Source organism: Oscillospiraceae bacterium, assembly GCA_025758045.1.
Classification (GTDB): domain Bacteria; phylum Bacillota; class Clostridia; order Oscillospirales; family Ruminococcaceae; genus Gemmiger.
This window is the reverse complement of record CP107208.1, coordinates 408,193-426,854: the sequence shown is the minus strand read 5'-3', so window position 1 is coordinate 426,854 and position 18,662 is coordinate 408,193. Positions and strand designations below refer to the sequence as shown.

Genomic DNA, 18,662 nt, shown 5'->3' with positions numbered 1-18,662 from the left:
AATGACACCTCACGGCTTCTGCATCATGATCTTGACGATCTCCTTATCGGTCTCCCGCATGCCGTCGTGGCCCAGCATACCGATGTTGCGGATGGTGTTCTCCACGCCCTTGCTGACGATGCCGTCGCCGCCGCGGAACTGCTGGCCGTTCTGGTACATGTGGTAGCCCAGAATCCCAGCCTCGACGCTGGAGGCAATCTTGGCCGCGCAGCTGGGCTTGGCACCGTCGCAGATGATACCGGACACGATGGCCAGCGCGTTGACGAGGGTGTGGGAGACAGCTTTCAGATCCGCCCCCTGTAAGTAAGCAATGGCACACCCGGCGGCACATCCGGCGCTGACCGCACCGCAGTAGGCGGACAGACGTCCGATACCCGTCTTTTCATGGATGGCGATCAGGTTCGAGAGCACCAGCGCGCGGTACAGCCTCTCCTTGGGGCAGGCCAGCGCCTTGGCGTACTCAATGACCGGGACCGACACCGTAATGCCCTGGTTGCCGCTGCCGGAGTTGATGACGACGGGCAGCTCACAGCCGCTCATGCGCGCGTCGGAACCCGCTGCAGCCTTGGCAATAGCGCGGTTGCGCACATCGTTGCCGTAAAATTTCAGGTAGGTGGAGCCGACATTCGCGCCGTAGTCCCCCAGCAGCCCTTCCTCGGAAATCTGGGTGTTGTACAAAATCTGGGTGTCCAGCAGCGGGCGCACATCGTCCAGGTCGCAGGTCTCGGCAAAGTCGTAGATATTGGCAATCGTCAGCAGGCTGCGGTCCGTCAGGCCGCTTTCCGCCTCCGTATTGCAGGCGGCCGAGGTCTGCCTAGCCGTGTTGTCCAGCAGAACCTCATCATTTTTCTTGATGTAGACAATGTTGGTGTGGTACTGGCTGATGCGGACGACAGCAGAATCTGTGCCGCAGTACAGGGCGATGATAATGTCAAAGATAATGCCGTTGTCGATGGCCTCCACCGAGATGGGAACATTGGACAGGAAACGCCGCATGGCAGCTTTCTGGTTTGCTGTGACCTCCGAGATGACTTCCAACTCTTTGGCAGCATTTCCGCCGAGGATGCCTGCCACGGCGGCAGCCTCGATGCCTTTCATTCCGTCCGTATTGGGCACGACAACGCTCTTGACGTTTTTGATGATGTTGTTGCTGACGCCGATTTTCACGAGATCCGGCTCACAGCCCAGCACCTCGCGGGCCTTGGCCGCAGCGTAGGCGATGGCAATGGGCTCGGTGCAGCCCATTGCAGGGATAAGTTCTTCTTTCAGGGTCTGAACATAAGTCTTATAAATCTTTCCGCTCTTATCCATAGGGCTTTTTCTCCTTACTCCATCTTTTTGTCTCTGAGAATGTCCACAATGGTATTTTCGGTGCTACCATGCCGGGGGAGGCGATGCGGCCCATGTTGCGCATAGTTTCCTCCGGCGTCGTGCCGTTGATCCCATGTACATTATATATGAAAACGTCCTGCATTGCCACACCTACAGCCTGCCAAGTTGCATCAACGGCCACAAAACCCTTCATCGTGCAGCCCTGTTTGCCGCCGTTGCAGATCATGCTGGTGACTGGCAGACTTGCGAAAATCAAGTGCGAAAAATCGTGGAACAGGTGCAAAAGTGTAAAACCATCGTTATAAGGGAAAAACAACAGCAAACTGCCGCTTTGCTTCAAACAATTCTTAAAATAATGAACTGTTATTGTGCGGTTGCATTGCAACATACCGGAAAGGGCTGTTGCACAGCGGAAAGAACCAAGTGCAACAGACTCTTTTATGTATACGATACAGATTTGAAGTAAAGGCAATACCGCATAATTCTAAGTGCCGATACGGCGAGCGAGGTGCGGCAGATGCTAAGCCAAAAGCGCAGATAATACTTTGTGTATTATCGAGCATTTTGGCAACGCAGATGCCGTGCCGCAGCCGCCGGAGCGGTGCTTAAGCCGTCAGGCGGGAATTGTGCGGTATTGCCTAAAGTCAAAATAAATCCAACATACTGTCAAGATAGATTTCTTCCCGCACACGCAGCTGGTATTCGGGTTTGGTGAGGTAGTAGAGCAAAAATTCCAGCACGATGGCGCTGCCCAGGCCGCGGCCTTCGATTTTGAAATTAGTGAAGCCCTGGGAAAGATAGCGCGTCAGGATGTCCTCGATACTGATAAAACTTGGGCTTTCCATGGCGCGGGAAAAACGGTAGCCCTGCGCAGCATCGGGGGCAGTGCAGCGGTGTTCAGGGGTGTCCAAGCCTAAGTTGCGGCGGCTGACGGCTTCGTAGCAGACTTTGCGGTCGCGGCAGCCGACCCAGCAGCACTCGTTGCAGAGAAATTCCAGCTTGTCCCGCTGGTCTTGGGGCAGGGTGGCGAGCCGGTCAAAGGCTTTATTCAGGCGAAAATCCGGCACCACATAGCGGAAATCCTCCCGCGCGGTTTCCTGTGCCAACTGCGAAAACTCCGTAAGCACCTTGGTGGTCGACGACACAAAATAGAAACTGGGGTGCGTTCGTTTTAAATAGTCCAGCAGCAGTTCCGAGTGGACAATGACGCCGCTTTGTGGTGTGTCGCATGCGGAAAATAACCGGCAAAGTTTATTGCAGGTTGGGTCGGCCAGATGTTCCGGCTGCAGTAGAGAATTGCTGAACGTCAACCTGGCCGAGATGCCGTATTCCTGTGCCAGTGCCAGCGCATCCTGTGGGCGGACATCCCCGCCGCCGACACGTCCGCCGCCCCACAGGCAATCGGCCGGCGAACCGTAAAGCGAGGCAATATCGCACCAGGGGTAAAACCAATCGCGATGTGTACAGTACAGTGGTAGAAACACGCGGTACAACTCGTAAAATTCAAACAACCCAGGCAGATGATACTGCGCGATACGATCCATGGCTCAGCCTCCTCTCTTTTTGAAATATTATAACAGGAGACGGAATACTTTGCAATTCTGGGGCAAATGCCGGCCCCTTGCTTTATAACTGTGAAGAATGTACGATCAGCACACGCATCGTCAGCACCTCACTTTATGCCGCTATTGTACCGCACGAAGCTGAATAGAAGCTGAAAATTTGGTGTGAAAAGTGTGGAAATGGCAGGAAACAAGAGATCCGACGCTTCACACAGGCGGGTACGTCTGCCCAGTTAAGAATCGGCTGTCCTTCCCATAAAAATCATTGTATTTGTAAGTGAAACACCTGCGCAAACCAAACTTTCGTAAGAATTGCCCAAAAAGCCTTGCACTTTTTGCATAGTCTGCTATAATGGCACTATCATCACAGAACACGAACGGGACAAAGGGGTCGCGTACTTGCAAAAGTACAGCGGCCCCTTTCCGTTACGCACAAAGGCGTGCAGCACTTTACATCGGTGCCGCGCGCCTTTTGTTTTGGATGGTGGGAGAGTTCCCTGTAGAACAGGAAAAGAACAGAAAGAGAGGGGCACACAATGAAAAAGCGTAATCGAGTTCTTGCACTTACTATGGCAGCTGCCATGTCGGCCAGCCTGTTAGCAGGCTGCGGTTCCAGCACCCAGCAGGGTGGGGCGGCTGCTTCCAGTGAGGCTTTGGCCAGCACCACCGCCGCAGCGGATGGCGAGGAAGATAACATCATTCGTGTGGGCGTTGTCTGCTCCATGACCGGCGGCTCAGCCATCTACGGTGAGGGCGCACAGAACGCCATTGATATGGCCGTTGAGGAGATCAACGGCGGGGACTCCGGCTATAAGATCGAAATCGTCAACGGCGGTAAGGTCGCTGACGATGCCAAGGACGCCAAGCAGGCGATGAATGCCTACAACAAGGTCATGGCGGATTCACCCGAGGCCATCGTCGGCAGCTTCTTCTCCTCGGTCACGCTGCCCATGGCAGAGCAGGCCTCCAAGGACGGTATGCTGCTTCTGGCGACCGGCGCAACCAACGCCGATGTCACCTTAAAAGGCGACACCATCTTCCGCAACTGCTTCATCGACCCGTATCAGGGCAAGATGGCGGCGCTGTTTGCCAAGGATAAGGGCTTTACCAAGGTGGCAGTCATCTACGCCAAGGACGATGACTACTCCAACGGCCTGAAGGATGCATTTATTGAAAACTGCGAGGCAAACGGCATTGAAGTTGCCTACACCGGTGAGTGCATGACCACCGACACCGATTATTCTTCGCAGGCGGCACAGGCCGTGGCCAGTGGTGCAGAGCTTTTGTATTATCCCTGCTTCCTCGACACCGTTCCGCTGCTGGTTGGTGCAGCCCGCAATGCAGGCTTTACCGGTGCCATCATGGGCGGTGACGGCTGGGATGGTTCCGACACGACCGGTCTTGCCGCACAGTTTGAGGATTGCTACTTTACGAACCACTACTCCAGCGAGGATACAGCCCCGGCTGTCCAGAACTTCGTGCAGAAGTACACGGAAAAGTACGGCACCGAAAGCCTGAACGCCTGTGCAGCGCTGTATTATGACGCTATGTACATGCTGGTGCAGGCCGCCGAGAATGCAGGAGGCACCGACACGGCCAGCCTTGTCAAGGGCATGACCGGCATGAGCTTTACCGGTGTCGGCGGCGACATCACGCTGGACGAGAACGGCGACGCTATCAAGAGCATTGCCGTCAACACCTTCGTGGACGGCGCGGTCAAGTGGACCGAAACGCTTGGCTCGGACGGCGCGGTCGTTTCCAAGGCAGACTAAAAGAGAATATATCGCACCTCGGCGGGGGAAAACCACCCCCGCCCCTGTGTGTTTAGAAAAGGGGAATGGACCACAATGACTTTCTCACTGTTTTTTCAAAGTTTGATAAACGGTCTGAACCAGGGCGCAATCTACGCACTGATTGCCCTGGGCTACACAATGGTTTACGGCATCATCCGCATGATCAACTTCGCCCATGGTGATTTTATCATGATCGGTGCCTACACACTGTTTTATACCATCCCGCTTATGGTCAACGCGGGTATGCCCGCCTGGCTGGCGGTCATCATCGCCATTGCGGTCTGTGCCGTGGTCGGCGTGCTGGTCGAGATTTTGGCTTACCGCCCGGTGCGCAAGGCCGGCCCTATGTCCGCCCTGATTACGGCCCTGGCCATGAGCATCTTTTTGGAAAACCTGGCCATGGTGCTGTTCGGCGCCAAGCCCCATAACGTGCAGGCCATCTTCAGCCTACCCACCATCACGGTCGGCACTGTGGCGCTGCCGTTGAACGTGCTGCTCACCATCGCCATCGGCCTGGGCATCATGATCGCCTTGCAGCTTTTTGTTAAGAAAACCAAGCTCGGCAAAGCGATGCGCGCTGTGCCGCAGGATAAGGACGCGTCCACTCTCGTGGGCATCAACGTCAACAAGATCATCACCACAACGTTTGCCATCGGTTCCGGTCTGGCAGCGGTGGCGGCGCTTATGTACTGCGCCACCTATCCCCGCGTCACCAACGATATGGGTTCGATGATGGGCATGAAAGCCTTCATTGCAGCCGTCCTCGGCGGCATCGGCATCATCCCCGGTGCGATGCTGGGCGGTATCCTGATTGGTCTGATTGAGATTTTTGTCAAGCTGTTTGCCCCCGGTTGGTACGAGGCTGTGACCTACGGGACCCTGATCGTCATCCTGCTGGTCAAACCTTCCGGCATCCTGGGCAAGAACGTTGGCGAGAAAGTGTAAGGGAGCGTGAACAAAATGACGAAACGACGGCTGGCCTCCTATGGCCTGAACTTGGTTGGCGTCGCGCTGCTGTATGCGCTGATCACGCTGGCATTTACCTTTAACGTTTTTGGCAAAAGCACCACCTACATCCAGGGCATCTGCACCACCGCCTGCTATACCATTATCATGGTCACGTCGTTGAACCTGGTGGTTGGCTTTATGGGCGAGTTCTCGATGGGCCACGCGGGCTTTGTCTCGGTGGGGGCCTATGTTTCCGCTATCGTTTCCGGTGCGTTGGCCGGGCATGGCCTGTCGGACTTGGCGTTGCTGCTGGTCGCTATTTTGGCGGGCGGCCTGGCCGCCGGCATCATGGGCGTGGCCGTCGGCATTCCGGCGCTGCGCCTGCGGGGCGACTACCTCGCCATCGTCACAATGGCTTTTGCCGAGATCATCCGCGTCTGCTTCTGCAACTTTTCCATCACCGGCGGCGGCAAAACGATGAGCGGCATCCTCAAGCTTTCTACCTTTGACCGTGCGTTCTGGATCATGGTCGTCTGCGTGACCGTCATGTTCCTGTTTGTACGCAGCCGCTTCGGCCGCACCGTGCAGGCCATCCGCGAGGATTATATCGCGGCCTCGGCCTCCGGTATCAACGTCACCTATTATAAGGTTCTTACCTTCGCCATTTCGGCCTTCTTCGCAGGCATTGGCGGTGGCGTTTACGCCCATTACATGACCGCCATGATCCCCACCAACTTCAACTTTAACTATTCGGCAGAGCTGCTCTCCGAGGTCATCATCGGCGGTACCGGCTCGCTGACTGGCTCCATCATCGGCGCGGCGTTCCTGTCCAGTCTGCCGGAGCTGATGCGTGATTTCTCCACCTACCGCATGCTGGCCTACTCGATCGTGCTGGTGCTGGTCATGCTCTTCCGTCCCGGCGGTATCTTTGGCCGGTGGGAGTTCAGCCTGAACCGCCTGCTGGACGGTATCCGTCACCCCAAAGAAAAAGCTGCGAAAGGAGCGTGACCCTCTATGGCAGCACCCGTATTGAAAGCGCAACACCTGGGCATCCAGTTCGGCGGCTTAAAAGCCGTGGATGATTTTAATATGGAAATCGGAGAGTCCGAGCTGGTCGGGCTTATCGGCCCCAACGGCGCCGGCAAGACTACCGTGTTCAACCTTATCACCGGCGTCTATAAGCCTACCGAGGGCTCGTTCTACCTTTGCGGCGAGCGAATGGACGGCAAAAAGACCTACCAAATCGTCCACGCAGGCATTGCCCGCACCTTCCAGAACATTCGCCTGTTCAAAAAAATGACGGTCATCGAGAATGTCAAGACCGCCATGCAGGCCCACACCACCTACAGCCTGACCGATGCCATCTTCCGCACCAAAAAGTACTGGCGGCAGGAGGCCGAGATCACCGAGCGGGCCAAAGAACTGCTCAAAGTCGTCCACCTTTCCGGCAAGGAAGACCTGGAGGCCGACAACCTGCCCTATGGTGAGCAGCGCCGCCTGGAGATCGCCCGTGCGCTGGCCACCGATATGAAGCTGCTGCTCCTCGATGAACCGGCGGCGGGCATGAACCCCACCGAGACCGAGGAACTGCTGGAGATCATCAACTACATCCGCAATGAATTTAAAGTGTCCGTCCTGCTGATCGAGCATGATATGAGCCTGGTCATGAAGATCTGTGAGCGCATCCAAGTGCTGGATTTCGGCACCACCATCGCCTCCGGCACACCGGAGCAGATCGCCAACGACCCCCATGTCATCGAGGCTTATCTGGGCAAGGACGAGCCGGAGGAGGCCGCCAATGCTTGAGATCAAAGACCTGCATGTCAACTACGGTGCCGTCCACGCACTGAACGGCGTATCCATGACGGTAAACGACGGAGAGATCGTCTCCCTCATCGGTGCCAACGGCGCGGGCAAAACCACCACGCTGCGCACCATCACCGGGCTGGAAAAGGCCGCCAGCGGGTCCATCACCTTTGATGGCCACGACCTGCGCAAGACCGAACCCAGCAAGATCATTACGCTAAAGCTGGCGCATGTGCCGGAAGGACGGCACATCTTCCCCCAGATGACGGTGGAAGAGAACCTGGAGATGGGAGCTTTCACGGATCCTGCCGATATGGCCAAAACGATGGCCGATGTCTACGAGCGGTTCCCCCGCTTGAAAGAGCGCAAACGCCAGCTGGCAGGCACCCTTTCCGGCGGTGAGCAGCAGATGCTGGCCGTGGGCCGCGCCCTGATGGGAAAGCCCAAGATGATTCTGATGGATGAGCCGTCTATGGGCCTGTCCCCGCTGCTTGTCAAGGAGATTTTCGAGATCATCAAGGAAGTCAACAAACAGGGCATCACGATCCTGTTGGTGGAGCAGAACGCTAAAATGGCACTGGCCATCTCGGACCGCGCCTACGTGTTGGAGACCGGCACCATCACCATCGAAGGTGACGCCCAGCAACTGCTGAATGATCCCCGTGTGAAAAAGGCCTACCTGGGCCAGTAAAGGAGGGCACGCCATGTATCCGAATTATCCCTACTTCGCCGTGGCCATCACCCGCACCTGCGGGTCGGGCGGCGGCAGTTACATCGGCAAAAAGCTGGCGAAGGATTTTGACATTGATCTCTATGACCGCAAGCTGCTGCGCCTGGCAGCCGAGGACAGCGGCATCAACGAAAAGATCTTTGCCGCCGCCGATGAAAATACCAGGAAAACGCTACTCTACCGCGTATCCCAGCACGTCTACGACGGCAGCTTTATCCCACCGGAGAGCGGCAACTTCATCAGCGACCAAAACCTGTTCAACTACCAGGCCAAGGTCCTGCGGGAACTGCTGAACAATGAAAGCTACATCTGTGTGGGCCGCGCGGCAGACTTTGTACTGAAGGATAAGCCCAATGTCCTCACCGTCTACATCGATGCCCCTTACGAGGACCGCATCGACCGGGAGATGAAGCGCCAGGGCATCGGCCACAGCCAGGCCATCCGCTACATCGACAAGCTGGACCACTACCGGGAGAGCTACTACAAATATCACACCGGCCGCCAGTGGAAGCGGGTAGAAAACTACGACCTCTGCCTGGACAGCGCCGCCATTGGGCTGGACAACTGCGTAGAGGTCATCAAAAAAGTCATCGAGCTGAAATTTGGGGTGAAATGCCCGCAGTAAAACTTGGGAAAACGCCCGCAGTAAAACTTGGGAAAACGCCCGCAGTAAAACTTGGGAAAACGCCCGCTATCATAAAACAGGGGAGGAAAGAGTTATGGAAGCACTTGCATATTACGATGGAAAGATCGGCACGCCGGAAGAATTGATGGTTCCGTTCAACGACCGCGTACATTTCTTTGGCGATGGCGTCTATGATGCCACCGTCGGTGCCAATGGCAAGGTATACCTGATGCAGGACCACCTCGACCGCTTCTACACCAGTGCCAAGGCGCTGGATATTCACATCCCGATGCCGAAAGAGGAACTGGGCAAGCTGCTGACCGACCTGCTGGCCAAGGTGGATGGCACCACCCACTTCGTCTACTGGCAGGTCACCCGCGGCGTTGAGACCCGCAACCACGTCTACGCCGAGGATCTGCCCGGCAAGCTGTGGGTGTCCATCCGACCCAACCACCTGAACGATCCCGATGTGCCCATCAAGCTGGACACCGCCGAAGACACCCGTTTTTATCACTGCAACATCAAAACGCTGAACCTGCTGCCCAGCGTAGTTGCCGCCCAGCACGCCAAGCGCATCGGCGTACAGGAGACCGTGTTCCATCGTGGCGATATCGTGACCGAGTGCGCTCACTCCAATGTGTCTATCCTGAAAGATGGTGTCTTCTACTCCCACCCCAACGATGAGTTCATCCTGCGGGGCATCGCCAAGACCCACATGATCCAGGCCTGCTACCGGCTGGGCATCACGGTCATGGAAAAGTGCTTTACGTTGGATGATTTGAAAAACGCCGATGAAATTATCGTGACCTCCTCCTCCAACTTCTGCCTGCATGCCTGCGAGGTGGATGGTCAGCCTGCAGGTGGCAAGGACCCCGCCATGCTCAAGGCCATCCAGGACGAGGTGCTGCGCGAGTACTTTACCTACACCGGGAAAACCACCGTGGTAGATTGAACAGGGGGTGGACCGCATGACCCGCGATGAACTGGAAAAACGCAACGTAGGCGAAAACCTCGATGCGCTGATGAACCTCGACCCCCGCGGCTACGGTGTCTGCCGCATTTTGTATGCAGGCAGCCGCGCCTTCACTGGCGAGCCGCTGACGATGCACGCCGCCCAGGTGTTGTACGACAGCGTAAAAGAAAACGACCTGGTGTACATTTTGGTTGGATTTGTTCTGCTGCCACACCGTGTGCCGGAGATGGACGGCACAGTCAGCGCCATGCTGCTGGCCCGCGCACTGGTCATGGCATTCAACGCCAAGCCGGTCATCGTCTGCCCCAGCGACAGTGTGCAGGCCATTGAAAAGTGCGCCGCCGTGGTGGGCCTGCATATTTACGAAGATCTGGACACCGTGCAGGAATTGCCACTGAGCATGGGCGTGGTGGCCTTTACTAAGGATGAGGCCGCCGCCCCCGCCCAGGCCGCCGAGCTGGCCGCCCGTAAACCTGCGGCGGTCGTCTCGGTGGAAGCCAGCGGTGCCAACACTTTGGGCGTTTACCACAATGCCGTGGGCAAGGATGTGACCGAGATGCAGGCCAAGAGTGAAGCCCTCTGGAATCTGCTGCGTACCCAGGGCGTGCCCAACATTGCCATTGGCGATCTGGGCAACGAGATCGGCATGGGCACCATTGCTGACCATATCAAAAAGTACGTGCCCTTTACCGACAAAGGCGAGTGCCAGTGCGGCTGCGGCGGGGGCATTTTAAGCGCCACCAAAGCCGATAACATCATCACGGCCACCTGCTCTGACTGGGGATGCTACGGGTTGATGGCGGCGCTGGCGTACCTTAAAAAGGATATGGAGATTCTGCACCACGAGGAGATGGAATCCGAAGTGATGCGGGTGGCTGCGCGCAATGGTTTTATCGATATGACCGGCTCGCTGCTGCCGGGCATCGACGGTTTCAGCACCCGGATGAATGTGGGCATCGTCAGTTTGATGCGCCAGTGCACGGCCTACGCGGTGCGGTTCTCCCACAACTCGGATCACTGGTTCGGCCCGGTGCTGGCAAAGCATTTCTTTGATTGATTTCGCGGAAAGGGGGCGGCGGCCATGCTGTCGTTTACGGTACACCCGGTGGGGGACAGCGCCCTGCTGGCAGTTTTTACGCAGCGCATTGCGCCGGAGATCGGCGCGGCCGTGGCGGCGCTGAACACCCGCGTTTTGTCCGCCAACATCTCCGGCGTGGACGAGACCGTGCCCGCCTTTGCCTCGCTGATGGTCACCTACGACCCATTGGTGACCGACTATGATGCCGTGGCCGCCGCCATGCAAAAGCTGGCCGATGTCCCTGATGCGGGCAGCACCGCCGAGAACGGCAAGCTTGTCACGATCCCTGTCTGCTATGGCGGCAAGTTTGGCCCCGACCTGCCCTTTGTGGCCCGGCACGCGGGTCTGACCGAGCAGGAGGTCATCGCCCTGCACACCGGGCGGGATTACCGCATTTATATGCTGGGCTTTCTGCCCGGCTTCCCGTATCTGGGCGGGCTGGATGAACGGCTGTTTACCCCGCGGTTGGGTACGCCGCGCACAGCGATCCCTGCTGGATCAGTGGGAATCGGCGGCGAACAGACCGGCATTTATCCCATTGCCAGCCCGGGCGGCTGGCAGCTCATCGGCCGCACGCCGCTCAAATTGTTTGACCCGGCTGCGGGCACGCTGCCCTATGCGGCGGGCGACCGCATCCGGTTTACGCCCATCACAAAAGCAGAATTTAATGCCCTGGCGCAAAAGGAGGGGGCGGTATGAGCCTGAAAGTGCTGGACCCCGGCCCGCTGACTACCGTGCAGGACGCAGGCCGCACCGGCTATGCCGCCAAAGGCTATCGCGTCTGCGGCGCGGCGGACAGCTACGCCTACCGTTTGGGTAACATGCTGATCGGCAACGCACCGGGCGCGGCGGTGCTGGAATGTACCCTGCGGGGCGCAGCCCTGCAATTTGAAACCGACACCGTTTTTGCCTTAACCGGGGCCGTAAGCCCTGCCGCGCTGGACGGTGTACCTGTGCCGTACTACGCACCGCTGTTTGCCAAAGCGGGCAGTACGCTGCAAATGGGCATGGCATCCACCGGCCTGCGCAGTTATCTTGCCGTGGGCGGCGGCATAGCCACCCTGTCGGTGCTGGGCAGCCGCGCCACCGATTTGAAATGCTGCATCGGCGGGTTTGATGGCCGCAAGCTGGCCAAAGGAGATACCCTGCCTACCGGGCTGTGTGATACGACGGCCTTATGGCAAAAAATCATCACCTGCCATCTGGACCGCCCCTTGCAAGATACGTGTATCACCACCGCCCTGCATCCCGTGCGCACATTTGGTACGCAAACTTTTCCGTTGCTGCGCGCCGTGCCCGGCCCGCAGGATGCCGCTTTTACCTCCGCTGGCCTGCACATCTTTACCCATGGTGTGTACCAGCTGACTCCTAACTGTGACCGCATGGCCTGCAAGCTGGCCGGGCCTGCCATCGAGATGAAACACGGCGCGGACATCCTGTCCGACGGCATCGCGGCAGGCTCGGTACAAATTTCTGCCGACAGCCAACCCATTGTGATGCTGACCGACCACCAGACCACCGGCGGTTACGCCAAGATTGCCACCGTCATCTCGGCCGATCTGCCCGTACTGGCCCAGCTGCGCCCGGGACAGGCGGTGGCCTTTACTTTTGTTTCCCCCGCCCAGGCTGTCCGGGCCGCCCGCCGGCAGGCAGCGATTTTACAGCAAATTGCCGCGCGCCTACTATAAATAAAGAGGTGTATCCCCATGACCTATTCCGCCGCCACCCCCGCCGAGGTCCGCGCCCTGATCCGCACGGGCCAGCTCACGGCCCCCACCACCGGCTACTGCGATGGCTACGCTCAGGGCAATCTGGTGGTGCTGCCTAAAGCGCTGGCGTGGGACTTCCTGCTGTTTTGCCAGCGCAATCCCAAGGCCTGCCCGCTGCTGGAAGTGGCCGATGCCGGGCAGCGCAGCTTTTCCCAGTTTGCGCCGGGCAGCGATATTGCCCGCGACATCCCGCGCTACCGCATTTACCGAAACGGCGAGCTGGCCGAGGAAACTACCGATGTGACGCACTATTTTGAAGAACGGAACGATTTGGTCAGTTTCCTCATCGGGTGCAGCTTCTCCTTTGAGTCGGCGCTTCTCGAAGCTGACATCCCCGTGCGCCAGATCGAAGAGGGCGTCAACGTACCTATGTATAATACGAACATTCCCTGCACACCGGCGGGGGTGTTCAGCGGCAATATGGTGGTCAGCATGCGGCCTATTCCGTATGCCCAGGTGCCCGCAGCGGTGGCCATCACGGCGGGCATGCCCCGCGTCCACGGCGCGCCAGTTCAAATTGGTACGCCCGAAGCCATCGGCATCACCGACCTGGCTCACCCGGACTATGGCGACGCCGTCACCATCCGCCCCGGAGAGACGCCGGTGTTCTGGCCCTGCGGAGTCACGCCCCAGGCAGTGGTCATGCACTCCAAACCGGCGTTTTGCATCACCCACGCGCCGGGACACATGTTTATCACCGATGTCAAAAATACCGCGCTGAAATTTTAAAGGGGGCTTTACAATGCCGTCCATTGATTTGAACTGTGATCTGGGCGAAAGCTTTGGCGCCTACACCATCGGCATGGATGCCGAGATTCTGCCCTACATTACCTCGGCCAACATTGCCTGCGGTTTTCACGCAGGCGACCCGTCCGTCATGCAAAAAAGCGTGTTGCTGTGCAAAAAGTATGGTGTGCAGGTGGGTGCCCATCCCGGCCTGCCGGATCTGCAGGGCTTCGGCCGCCGCAAAATGGCGATTTCGCCCGCCGAGGCGGAAGCGGACGTGATGTACCAAATCGGCGCACTAAAGGCCTTCTGCGAAGCAGCCGGTGTGCCGCTGCACCACGTCAAACCCCATGGTGCGCTGTACAATATGGCCGCCAAGGACCCTGCGCTGGCCGCGGCCATCTGCCGTGCGGTGCAGGCCGCGGCCCCCGGTGCGGTGCTGCTGGCACTCTCCGGCAGTGAGATGGTCAAGGCCGCCCACGCCATCGGTTTGCCCGTGGCCAGCGAGGTGTTCGCTGACCGCAGCTATAAGCCGGACGGCACCCTCGTGCCCCGCGGAACCCCCGGTGCAATGATTACGGACGAGGACACCGCCATTGCGCGGGTGCTGCAAATGGCCAAACAGGGTACCGCCCAGGCAGACGATGGCAGCACGGTGGCGCTGCAGGCCGATTCCGTCTGTGTCCATGGCGATGGCCCCAAGGCTCTGGCCTTTGTGCAAAAGATCTCCGCCGCCCTGCCCGCCGCTGGGGTAGAGATTAAAGCGTTTTAATATTATATTCTAAGGCAATACCGCACAATTCCCGCCTGACGGCTTAAGCACCGCTCCGGCGGCTGCGGCACGGCAACTGCGTTGCCAAAATGCTCGATAATACACAAAGTATTATCTGCGCTTTTGGCTTAGCAGCTGCCGAACCTCGCTCGCCGTATCGGCACTTAGAATTATGCGGTATTGCCCTAACACTTTGCGCCGGTCTGCACAGGCCGACGCTTTTCTTTTTATCCGTTATGCCCTTGCACTTCCCCGCACATTGTGTTATACTTGCTACCGTAAAACTGAATACGACAGCAGGTGCCTTTTGATGCCGCATTTTGCGCATAGAAAAGGGTAAAAGGGAAGCAGGTGCAAATCCCGCACGATCTCGTCACTGTGTTAAGGGAGCCTGCCGCCAGGGTGCTTTTGCATCGGTCACTGGGTGTTTACCCGGGAAGGCGGCGGTGGGCGTTGATCTTTCAGCCAGGAAACCTGCCCGCTGCCGGGTACGGGGGCAAACGCCCCAGATCACGAGGAATTGGTTGTACCGTAAAGAACCTGTTAAAAGCACGGGGCCTTTTGTGTTGCCATTCTGCATGCAAAAGGCCTCGTTTTTTAGTGGGCCCATTCTGGTGTACGCCTTTTTGTGTCTGCGGCCGTCCTGCCCTGTACCGCCCATCGGTTATATAAGAAAGGAAGCAGAACGCATGAGAAGAATCAACTGGAAAAAGCCCGCCGCTGTGGCAGCTGCCCTGGCCCTGTCCACCGCACTGCTGGCTGGCTGTGGCAGCACCGCCGCTTCTTCTGACAGCGTGGCCGAAAGCACCGCCGTCAGCGAGAGCACCGCAGAGGAAGCCGAAGAAGGAGATGCTGACGAGGTGGCCGCAAAGAACTGCGCAGACCTGATCGACGCCATCTACGTGCAGGAGCGCACCGATGACACCGACGCCCAGTGCGAAGCCGCCAAGGCTGCCTGGGATGCCTTGACCGACACCCAGAAGGAAATGGTCGAGGGTGAGAACGCTGACCCCGAGTACTTCGGCCGCGACACCGGCGACGCCAGCAAGGACGACCCCCGCAACGAAGATGAAATCGGCGAGAGCGAGCTGCTGGTCGTCAGCTTTGGCACCTCTTTCAACGGCAGCCGCGCGGCCGACATCAAGGGCATCGAGGATGCTCTGCAGGCCGCTAACCCGGATTGGTCCGTCCGCCGCGCCTTCACTGCCCAGATCATCATCAACCATGTCCAGGCCCGTGACGGCGAGAAGATCGACAACATGAAGCAGGCCCTCGACCGCGCTGTTGCCAACGGTGTCAAGAACCTGGTCGTCCAGCCCACCCATTTGATGCACGGCGCCGAGTACGACGAGATGTGCGAAGCCATCGACGAATACAAGGATAAGTTCGAGAGCGTTTCCATCGCCGAGCCCCTGCTGGGCGAGGTTGGCGCTGATGCCACCGTCATCAACGAGGATAAGGAAGCCGTAGCCACCGCCATCACCACCGAGGCCGTCAAGACCGCCGGTTATGAGGATGCCGCGGCTGCTGCCGCCGATGGCACCGCTTTCGTGTTCATGGGCCATGGCACTTCCCACACCGCCAAGGTCAGCTACAGCCAGATGCAGACCACCATGGAAACCCTGGGCTATGACAACGTCTTCATCGGCACCGTTGAGGGTGAGCCGGAGGATACCGCCTGTGAGGCTGTCATCGAGAAAGTCAAGGAAGCTGGTTATACCAAGGTCGTCCTGCGCCCGCTGATGGTCGTTGCCGGTGACCACGCCAACAATGATATGGCCGGTGCGGACGAGGATTCTTGGCTGAGCCAGTTCAACGCCGCTGGCTGCTTTGACAGCGTCGACACCCAGATCGCCGGTTTGGGCGAGATTGCTGACATCCAGCAGATCTACGTTAATCACACCAAGGCAGCCATGGATGCCCTGAACGGCTGATTTTTTACGGCAACACCGCACAATTCCCGCCCTTCGGGCTTAAGCATCGCTCCGGCAGCTGCAAAGCACAATCTGCGTTGCAAAAATGCTCGAGAATACACAAAGTATTCTCTGCGCTTTTTGCTTAGCAGCTTGTACTTTTCGCTTGCCGTATCGGCACTTAGAATTATGCGGTCTTGCCTTACATTCTGCCCGAAGGGGAAAGCCTTCGGGCAGTTTTTGGTTTTGCTTACCCTTAATGCACGCATTTATAGGGGCCGATGCTGGTATCGGCCCGGTGCCGATATTGCCCTTGCAGTATACGTTGTAAACTTAAGGCAACACCGCACAATTCCTGCCTTACGGCTTAAGCACCGCTTCGGCGGCTGCGGCATGGCATCTGCGTTGCCAAAATGCTCGATAATACACAAAGTATTATCTGCGCTTTTGGCTTAGCAGCTGCCGCACCTCGCTCGCCGTATCGGCACTTAGAATTGTGCGGTATTGCCTTAATAAAATTAATGAAATAAGGTAGGAAAGTACACATGAAAAAGTTCCAGATCGTATCCCTGACCCTGGCCGCTGCCCTGCTGCTGGCAGGCTGCGGCGCATCCGAATCCGCCGCTGCCAGCGGGAGTACCACCGAGGCCGTCTCCACCGTTGAGACCGCCCCTGCTGAAAGTGAGAGCGAGAGCGAAGCCCCCGCCGCCGAGGCTGCCCTGCCGGACGACATCTACACCGCAGACTTTAACACCGACAGCAGCATGTTCCACGTCAACGAAGCCTGCAATGGCAAGGGCACCCTGACCGTGGAAAACGGCGAAATGACGATGCACGTCAGCCTGCAGTCCCAGAAGATCGTCAACCTGTATCTGGGTATGGCCGCTGACGCCCCTGACCATGAGGACGAATGGCTGCAGCCCACCATCGATACCGTGACCTACTCCGACGGCACCAGCGACGAAGTTTACGGCTTTGACATCCCTGTCGCGGCTGTGGACACCGACTTCCAGCTGGCTATCCTGGGCACCAAGGGTACCTGGTACGACCATGTTGTCAGCGTGTCCAACGCTGTGCCCGCTGTCGATGGCGGCGATGCCGCTGCGGCGGAAGTCCCTGCCGACGGCACCTACACCTGCGCTGTCACGCTGGAGGGCGGCAGCGGCCGCGCTACTGTGGACAGCCCCGCTGCCCTGACCGTAGTCGACGGTGCCATGACCGCCACCATCGTGTGGAGCAGCCCCAACTATGACTACATGCTCATCGACGGCGAAAAGTACCTGCCCACCAACACTGAGGGCAACTCCACCTTTGAGATCCCCGTGGCCGCGCTGGACACTGCCCTGGCTGTCACCGCCGACACCGTTGCAATGAGCACCCCCCATGAGATCGATTACACCTTGACCTTTGACAGCACCACGCTGGCCGCTGCCGAATGAAGCGGCTTATAATGCTGGCCGCCCTGCCCGCGCTGCTGCTGGCAGGGTGCGCGGCCCAGTCAGCGGCCTCCGGCACGGAGACGCTGACCGTCACCGGCAGCTACCCCTTGCAGTACGCCCAGCAGTTCACCATTGATGAGTGCGAGGGCGGCTATTACCTCATTACCATCGATGGTACGCGCTATCTGGTCGTGCCCGAGGGTGAGAACGCGCCAGCCGAGCTGGACGCGGACATTACCGTTTTACAGCAGCCTATCGAGAATATTTACCTCGTGTCCTCCTCCGCCATGGACCCCATCATCAGTATCGATGGGCTGGATACGGTGGCGCTTTCCGGCACGCAGGCCGATAACTGGTATCTGGATGCAGCCAAAACTGCCATGGAAAACGGCCAGATCGCCTACGCGGGCAAGTACAGTGCGCCCGATTATGAGACGATTCTTGCCGCCAACTGCGGCCTGGCCATCGAAAACACGATGATCTACCACACGCCCGAAGTGAAGGAACAGCTGGAAAAATTCGGGGTGCCGGTGCTGGTGGAGCGCTCCAGCTACGAGAGCGGCCCCCTGGCCCGGATGGAGTGGGTCAAGCTGTACGGCGTGCTGCTGGGCAAGACTGACGAGGCCGAGCAGGTTTTTGACGACGCCGTGCAGCGCATTGCACCGCTGGGAAATGAATCCGCCACCGGCAAAACCGTGGCGTTCTTCTCCATCACCTCCAATAACCTGGCCACTGTGCGCAAGGGCGGCGATTATGTCGCCAAAATGATCGAGATGGCAGGCGGCGACTATGTCTTCTCCGACCTGACAGACAGCGGCAACAACCTGGCCACCGTCAACATCTCGCTGGAGGATTTCTACGCCGGGGCCAAGGACGCCGATGTGCTGATCTACAACAGCACCATCGAGGGCGAGATCCGCACGATGGACGAGTTGATCGCCAAATGCCCGCTGCTGGCACAGTTCAAGGCCGTGCAGCAGGGCAACGTCTGGTGCACCGCGCAAAGCCTTTTCCAGCAAAGCATGGAGATGCCCGACCTGATCCTGGACATGAATAAAGTCTTTGCCGAGGGCACACCCGACGACAGTGAATTGAAATTTTTGACGAAAATCACCTGATAACTACCCCAAATGGCGCTTACCCAACACTGTAGGAGCCGATGCCTGCATCGGCCCGCAGGCGGGCAATGCCCGCCT

General features: G+C 58.2%; 17 protein-coding genes, 1 pseudogene and 1 riboswitch. Of the genes and pseudogenes, 15 read left to right on the top strand and 3 right to left on the bottom strand.

Annotation, left to right across the window (positions count from 1 at the left end; all coding sequences use genetic code 11):
* Positions 1–9: 9 nt before the first annotated feature.
* From OGM81_02180 to OGM81_02170, 3 genes and pseudogenes are all read right to left on the bottom strand, one after another.
* Positions 10–1,311, bottom strand: coding sequence for an L-serine ammonia-lyase, iron-sulfur-dependent, subunit alpha (locus tag OGM81_02180; protein UYJ43978.1), 1,302 nt, complete (start codon positions 1,309–1,311; stop codon positions 10–12).
* Positions 1,312–1,325: 14 nt separating this feature from the next.
* Positions 1,326–1,567, bottom strand: a pseudogene (locus tag OGM81_02175) (L-serine ammonia-lyase, iron-sulfur-dependent, subunit alpha).
* Positions 1,568–1,976: 409 nt separating this feature from the next.
* On the bottom strand, positions 1,977–2,876 hold the full coding sequence (locus tag OGM81_02170) for a hypothetical protein (GenBank protein ID UYJ43977.1): 900 nt from the start codon (positions 2,874–2,876) through the stop codon (positions 1,977–1,979).
* Between the two features lie 554 nt (positions 2,877–3,430).
* Here OGM81_02170 and OGM81_02165 point away from each other — a divergent pair.
* The 15 genes from OGM81_02165 to OGM81_02095 all read left to right on the top strand — a co-directional run bounded on the left by OGM81_02165 (position 3,431) and on the right by OGM81_02095 (position 18,584).
* A complete protein-coding gene (locus OGM81_02165) occupies positions 3,431–4,666 on the top strand; it encodes an ABC transporter substrate-binding protein (protein ID UYJ43976.1) in 1,236 nt (411 codons plus the stop codon).
* A gap of 75 nt (positions 4,667–4,741) precedes the next feature.
* Complete coding sequence (locus OGM81_02160; GenBank protein UYJ43975.1) at positions 4,742–5,632, top strand: branched-chain amino acid ABC transporter permease; 891 nt, start codon at positions 4,742–4,744, stop codon at positions 5,630–5,632.
* Between the two features lie 15 nt (positions 5,633–5,647).
* Entirely contained in the window at positions 5,648–6,643 is a 996-nt protein-coding gene (locus OGM81_02155) for a branched-chain amino acid ABC transporter permease (protein ID UYJ43974.1), read from the top strand.
* 6 nt (positions 6,644–6,649) lie between these two features.
* Positions 6,650–7,441, top strand: coding sequence for an ABC transporter ATP-binding protein (locus tag OGM81_02150; protein ID UYJ43973.1), 792 nt, complete (start codon positions 6,650–6,652; stop codon positions 7,439–7,441).
* Positions 7,434–8,132: an ABC transporter ATP-binding protein gene (locus OGM81_02145; protein ID UYJ43972.1), complete on the top strand. Its 699-nt coding sequence runs from the start codon at positions 7,434–7,436 to the stop codon at positions 8,130–8,132. Before OGM81_02150 ends, OGM81_02145 begins: the two co-directional genes overlap by 8 nt.
* A gap of 13 nt (positions 8,133–8,145) precedes the next feature.
* Positions 8,146–8,796 (top strand): cytidylate kinase-like family protein, encoded by a 651-nt coding sequence (locus OGM81_02140; protein ID UYJ43971.1) that lies wholly within the window; start codon positions 8,146–8,148, stop codon positions 8,794–8,796.
* Between the two features lie 94 nt (positions 8,797–8,890).
* Entirely contained in the window at positions 8,891–9,748 is an 858-nt protein-coding gene (locus OGM81_02135) for an aminotransferase class IV (protein ID UYJ43970.1), read from the top strand.
* A gap of 16 nt (positions 9,749–9,764) precedes the next feature.
* Positions 9,765–10,826, top strand: coding sequence for a DUF4392 domain-containing protein (locus tag OGM81_02130; GenBank protein ID UYJ43969.1), 1,062 nt, complete (start codon positions 9,765–9,767; stop codon positions 10,824–10,826).
* 24 nt (positions 10,827–10,850) lie between these two features.
* Positions 10,851–11,546 carry a 5-oxoprolinase subunit PxpB gene (gene pxpB / locus OGM81_02125; GenBank protein UYJ43968.1) on the top strand — a complete coding sequence of 232 codons (696 nt, stop codon included), beginning with the start codon at positions 10,851–10,853 and terminating at the stop codon, positions 11,544–11,546.
* Positions 11,543–12,535: a biotin-dependent carboxyltransferase family protein gene (locus tag OGM81_02120; protein UYJ43967.1), complete on the top strand. Its 993-nt coding sequence runs from the start codon at positions 11,543–11,545 to the stop codon at positions 12,533–12,535. Before pxpB ends, OGM81_02120 begins: the two co-directional genes overlap by 4 nt.
* An 18-nt stretch (positions 12,536–12,553) precedes the next feature.
* Complete coding sequence (locus tag OGM81_02115) at positions 12,554–13,345, top strand: putative hydro-lyase (GenBank protein UYJ43966.1); 792 nt, start codon at positions 12,554–12,556, stop codon at positions 13,343–13,345.
* Positions 13,346–13,358: 13 nt separating this feature from the next.
* Positions 13,359–14,114, top strand: coding sequence for a LamB/YcsF family protein (locus OGM81_02110; GenBank protein ID UYJ43965.1), 756 nt, complete (start codon positions 13,359–13,361; stop codon positions 14,112–14,114).
* A gap of 281 nt (positions 14,115–14,395) precedes the next feature.
* A riboswitch (cobalamin riboswitch) is annotated at positions 14,396–14,611 on the top strand.
* A gap of 192 nt (positions 14,612–14,803) precedes the next feature.
* Positions 14,804–16,048: a sirohydrochlorin cobaltochelatase gene (locus OGM81_02105; protein UYJ43964.1), complete on the top strand. Its 1,245-nt coding sequence runs from the start codon at positions 14,804–14,806 to the stop codon at positions 16,046–16,048.
* Positions 16,049–16,572: 524 nt separating this feature from the next.
* Positions 16,573–17,466: an iron transporter gene (locus OGM81_02100; protein UYJ43963.1), complete on the top strand. Its 894-nt coding sequence runs from the start codon at positions 16,573–16,575 to the stop codon at positions 17,464–17,466.
* Positions 17,463–18,584 (top strand): ABC transporter substrate-binding protein, encoded by a 1,122-nt coding sequence (locus OGM81_02095; GenBank protein UYJ43962.1) that lies wholly within the window; start codon positions 17,463–17,465, stop codon positions 18,582–18,584. The genes OGM81_02100 and OGM81_02095 overlap by 4 nt, the downstream gene beginning before the upstream one ends.
* Positions 18,585–18,662 lie beyond the last annotated feature (78 nt).

Excerpts from the sequence above, each read along its gene's own strand:
- OGM81_02150 (UYJ43973.1), top strand. The coding sequence starts at position 6,650 with ATGGCAGCACCCGTATTGAAAGCGCAACACCTGGGCATCCAGTTCGGC.
- OGM81_02135 (UYJ43970.1), top strand. The coding sequence starts at position 8,891 with ATGGAAGCACTTGCATATTACGATGGAAAGATCGGCACGCCGGAAGAA.
- OGM81_02155 (UYJ43974.1), top strand. The coding sequence starts at position 5,648 with ATGACGAAACGACGGCTGGCCTCCTATGGCCTGAACTTGGTTGGCGTC.
- OGM81_02115 (UYJ43966.1), top strand. The coding sequence starts at position 12,554 with ATGACCTATTCCGCCGCCACCCCCGCCGAGGTCCGCGCCCTGATCCGC.
- OGM81_02160 (UYJ43975.1), top strand. The coding sequence starts at position 4,742 with ATGACTTTCTCACTGTTTTTTCAAAGTTTGATAAACGGTCTGAACCAG.
- OGM81_02145 (UYJ43972.1), top strand. The coding sequence starts at position 7,434 with ATGCTTGAGATCAAAGACCTGCATGTCAACTACGGTGCCGTCCACGCA.
- OGM81_02140 (UYJ43971.1), top strand. The coding sequence starts at position 8,146 with ATGTATCCGAATTATCCCTACTTCGCCGTGGCCATCACCCGCACCTGC.
- OGM81_02165 (UYJ43976.1), top strand. The coding sequence starts at position 3,431 with ATGAAAAAGCGTAATCGAGTTCTTGCACTTACTATGGCAGCTGCCATG.
- OGM81_02130 (UYJ43969.1), top strand. The coding sequence starts at position 9,765 with ATGACCCGCGATGAACTGGAAAAACGCAACGTAGGCGAAAACCTCGAT.
- OGM81_02120 (UYJ43967.1), top strand. The coding sequence starts at position 11,543 with ATGAGCCTGAAAGTGCTGGACCCCGGCCCGCTGACTACCGTGCAGGAC.
- pxpB (UYJ43968.1), top strand. The coding sequence starts at position 10,851 with ATGCTGTCGTTTACGGTACACCCGGTGGGGGACAGCGCCCTGCTGGCA.
- OGM81_02110 (UYJ43965.1), top strand. The coding sequence starts at position 13,359 with ATGCCGTCCATTGATTTGAACTGTGATCTGGGCGAAAGCTTTGGCGCC.
- OGM81_02105 (UYJ43964.1), top strand. The coding sequence starts at position 14,804 with ATGAGAAGAATCAACTGGAAAAAGCCCGCCGCTGTGGCAGCTGCCCTG.
- OGM81_02170 (UYJ43977.1), bottom strand. The coding sequence starts at position 2,876 with ATGGATCGTATCGCGCAGTATCATCTGCCTGGGTTGTTTGAATTTTAC.
- OGM81_02095 (UYJ43962.1), top strand. The coding sequence starts at position 17,463 with ATGAAGCGGCTTATAATGCTGGCCGCCCTGCCCGCGCTGCTGCTGGCA.
- OGM81_02100 (UYJ43963.1), top strand. The coding sequence starts at position 16,573 with ATGAAAAAGTTCCAGATCGTATCCCTGACCCTGGCCGCTGCCCTGCTG.
- OGM81_02180 (UYJ43978.1), bottom strand. The coding sequence starts at position 1,311 with ATGGATAAGAGCGGAAAGATTTATAAGACTTATGTTCAGACCCTGAAA.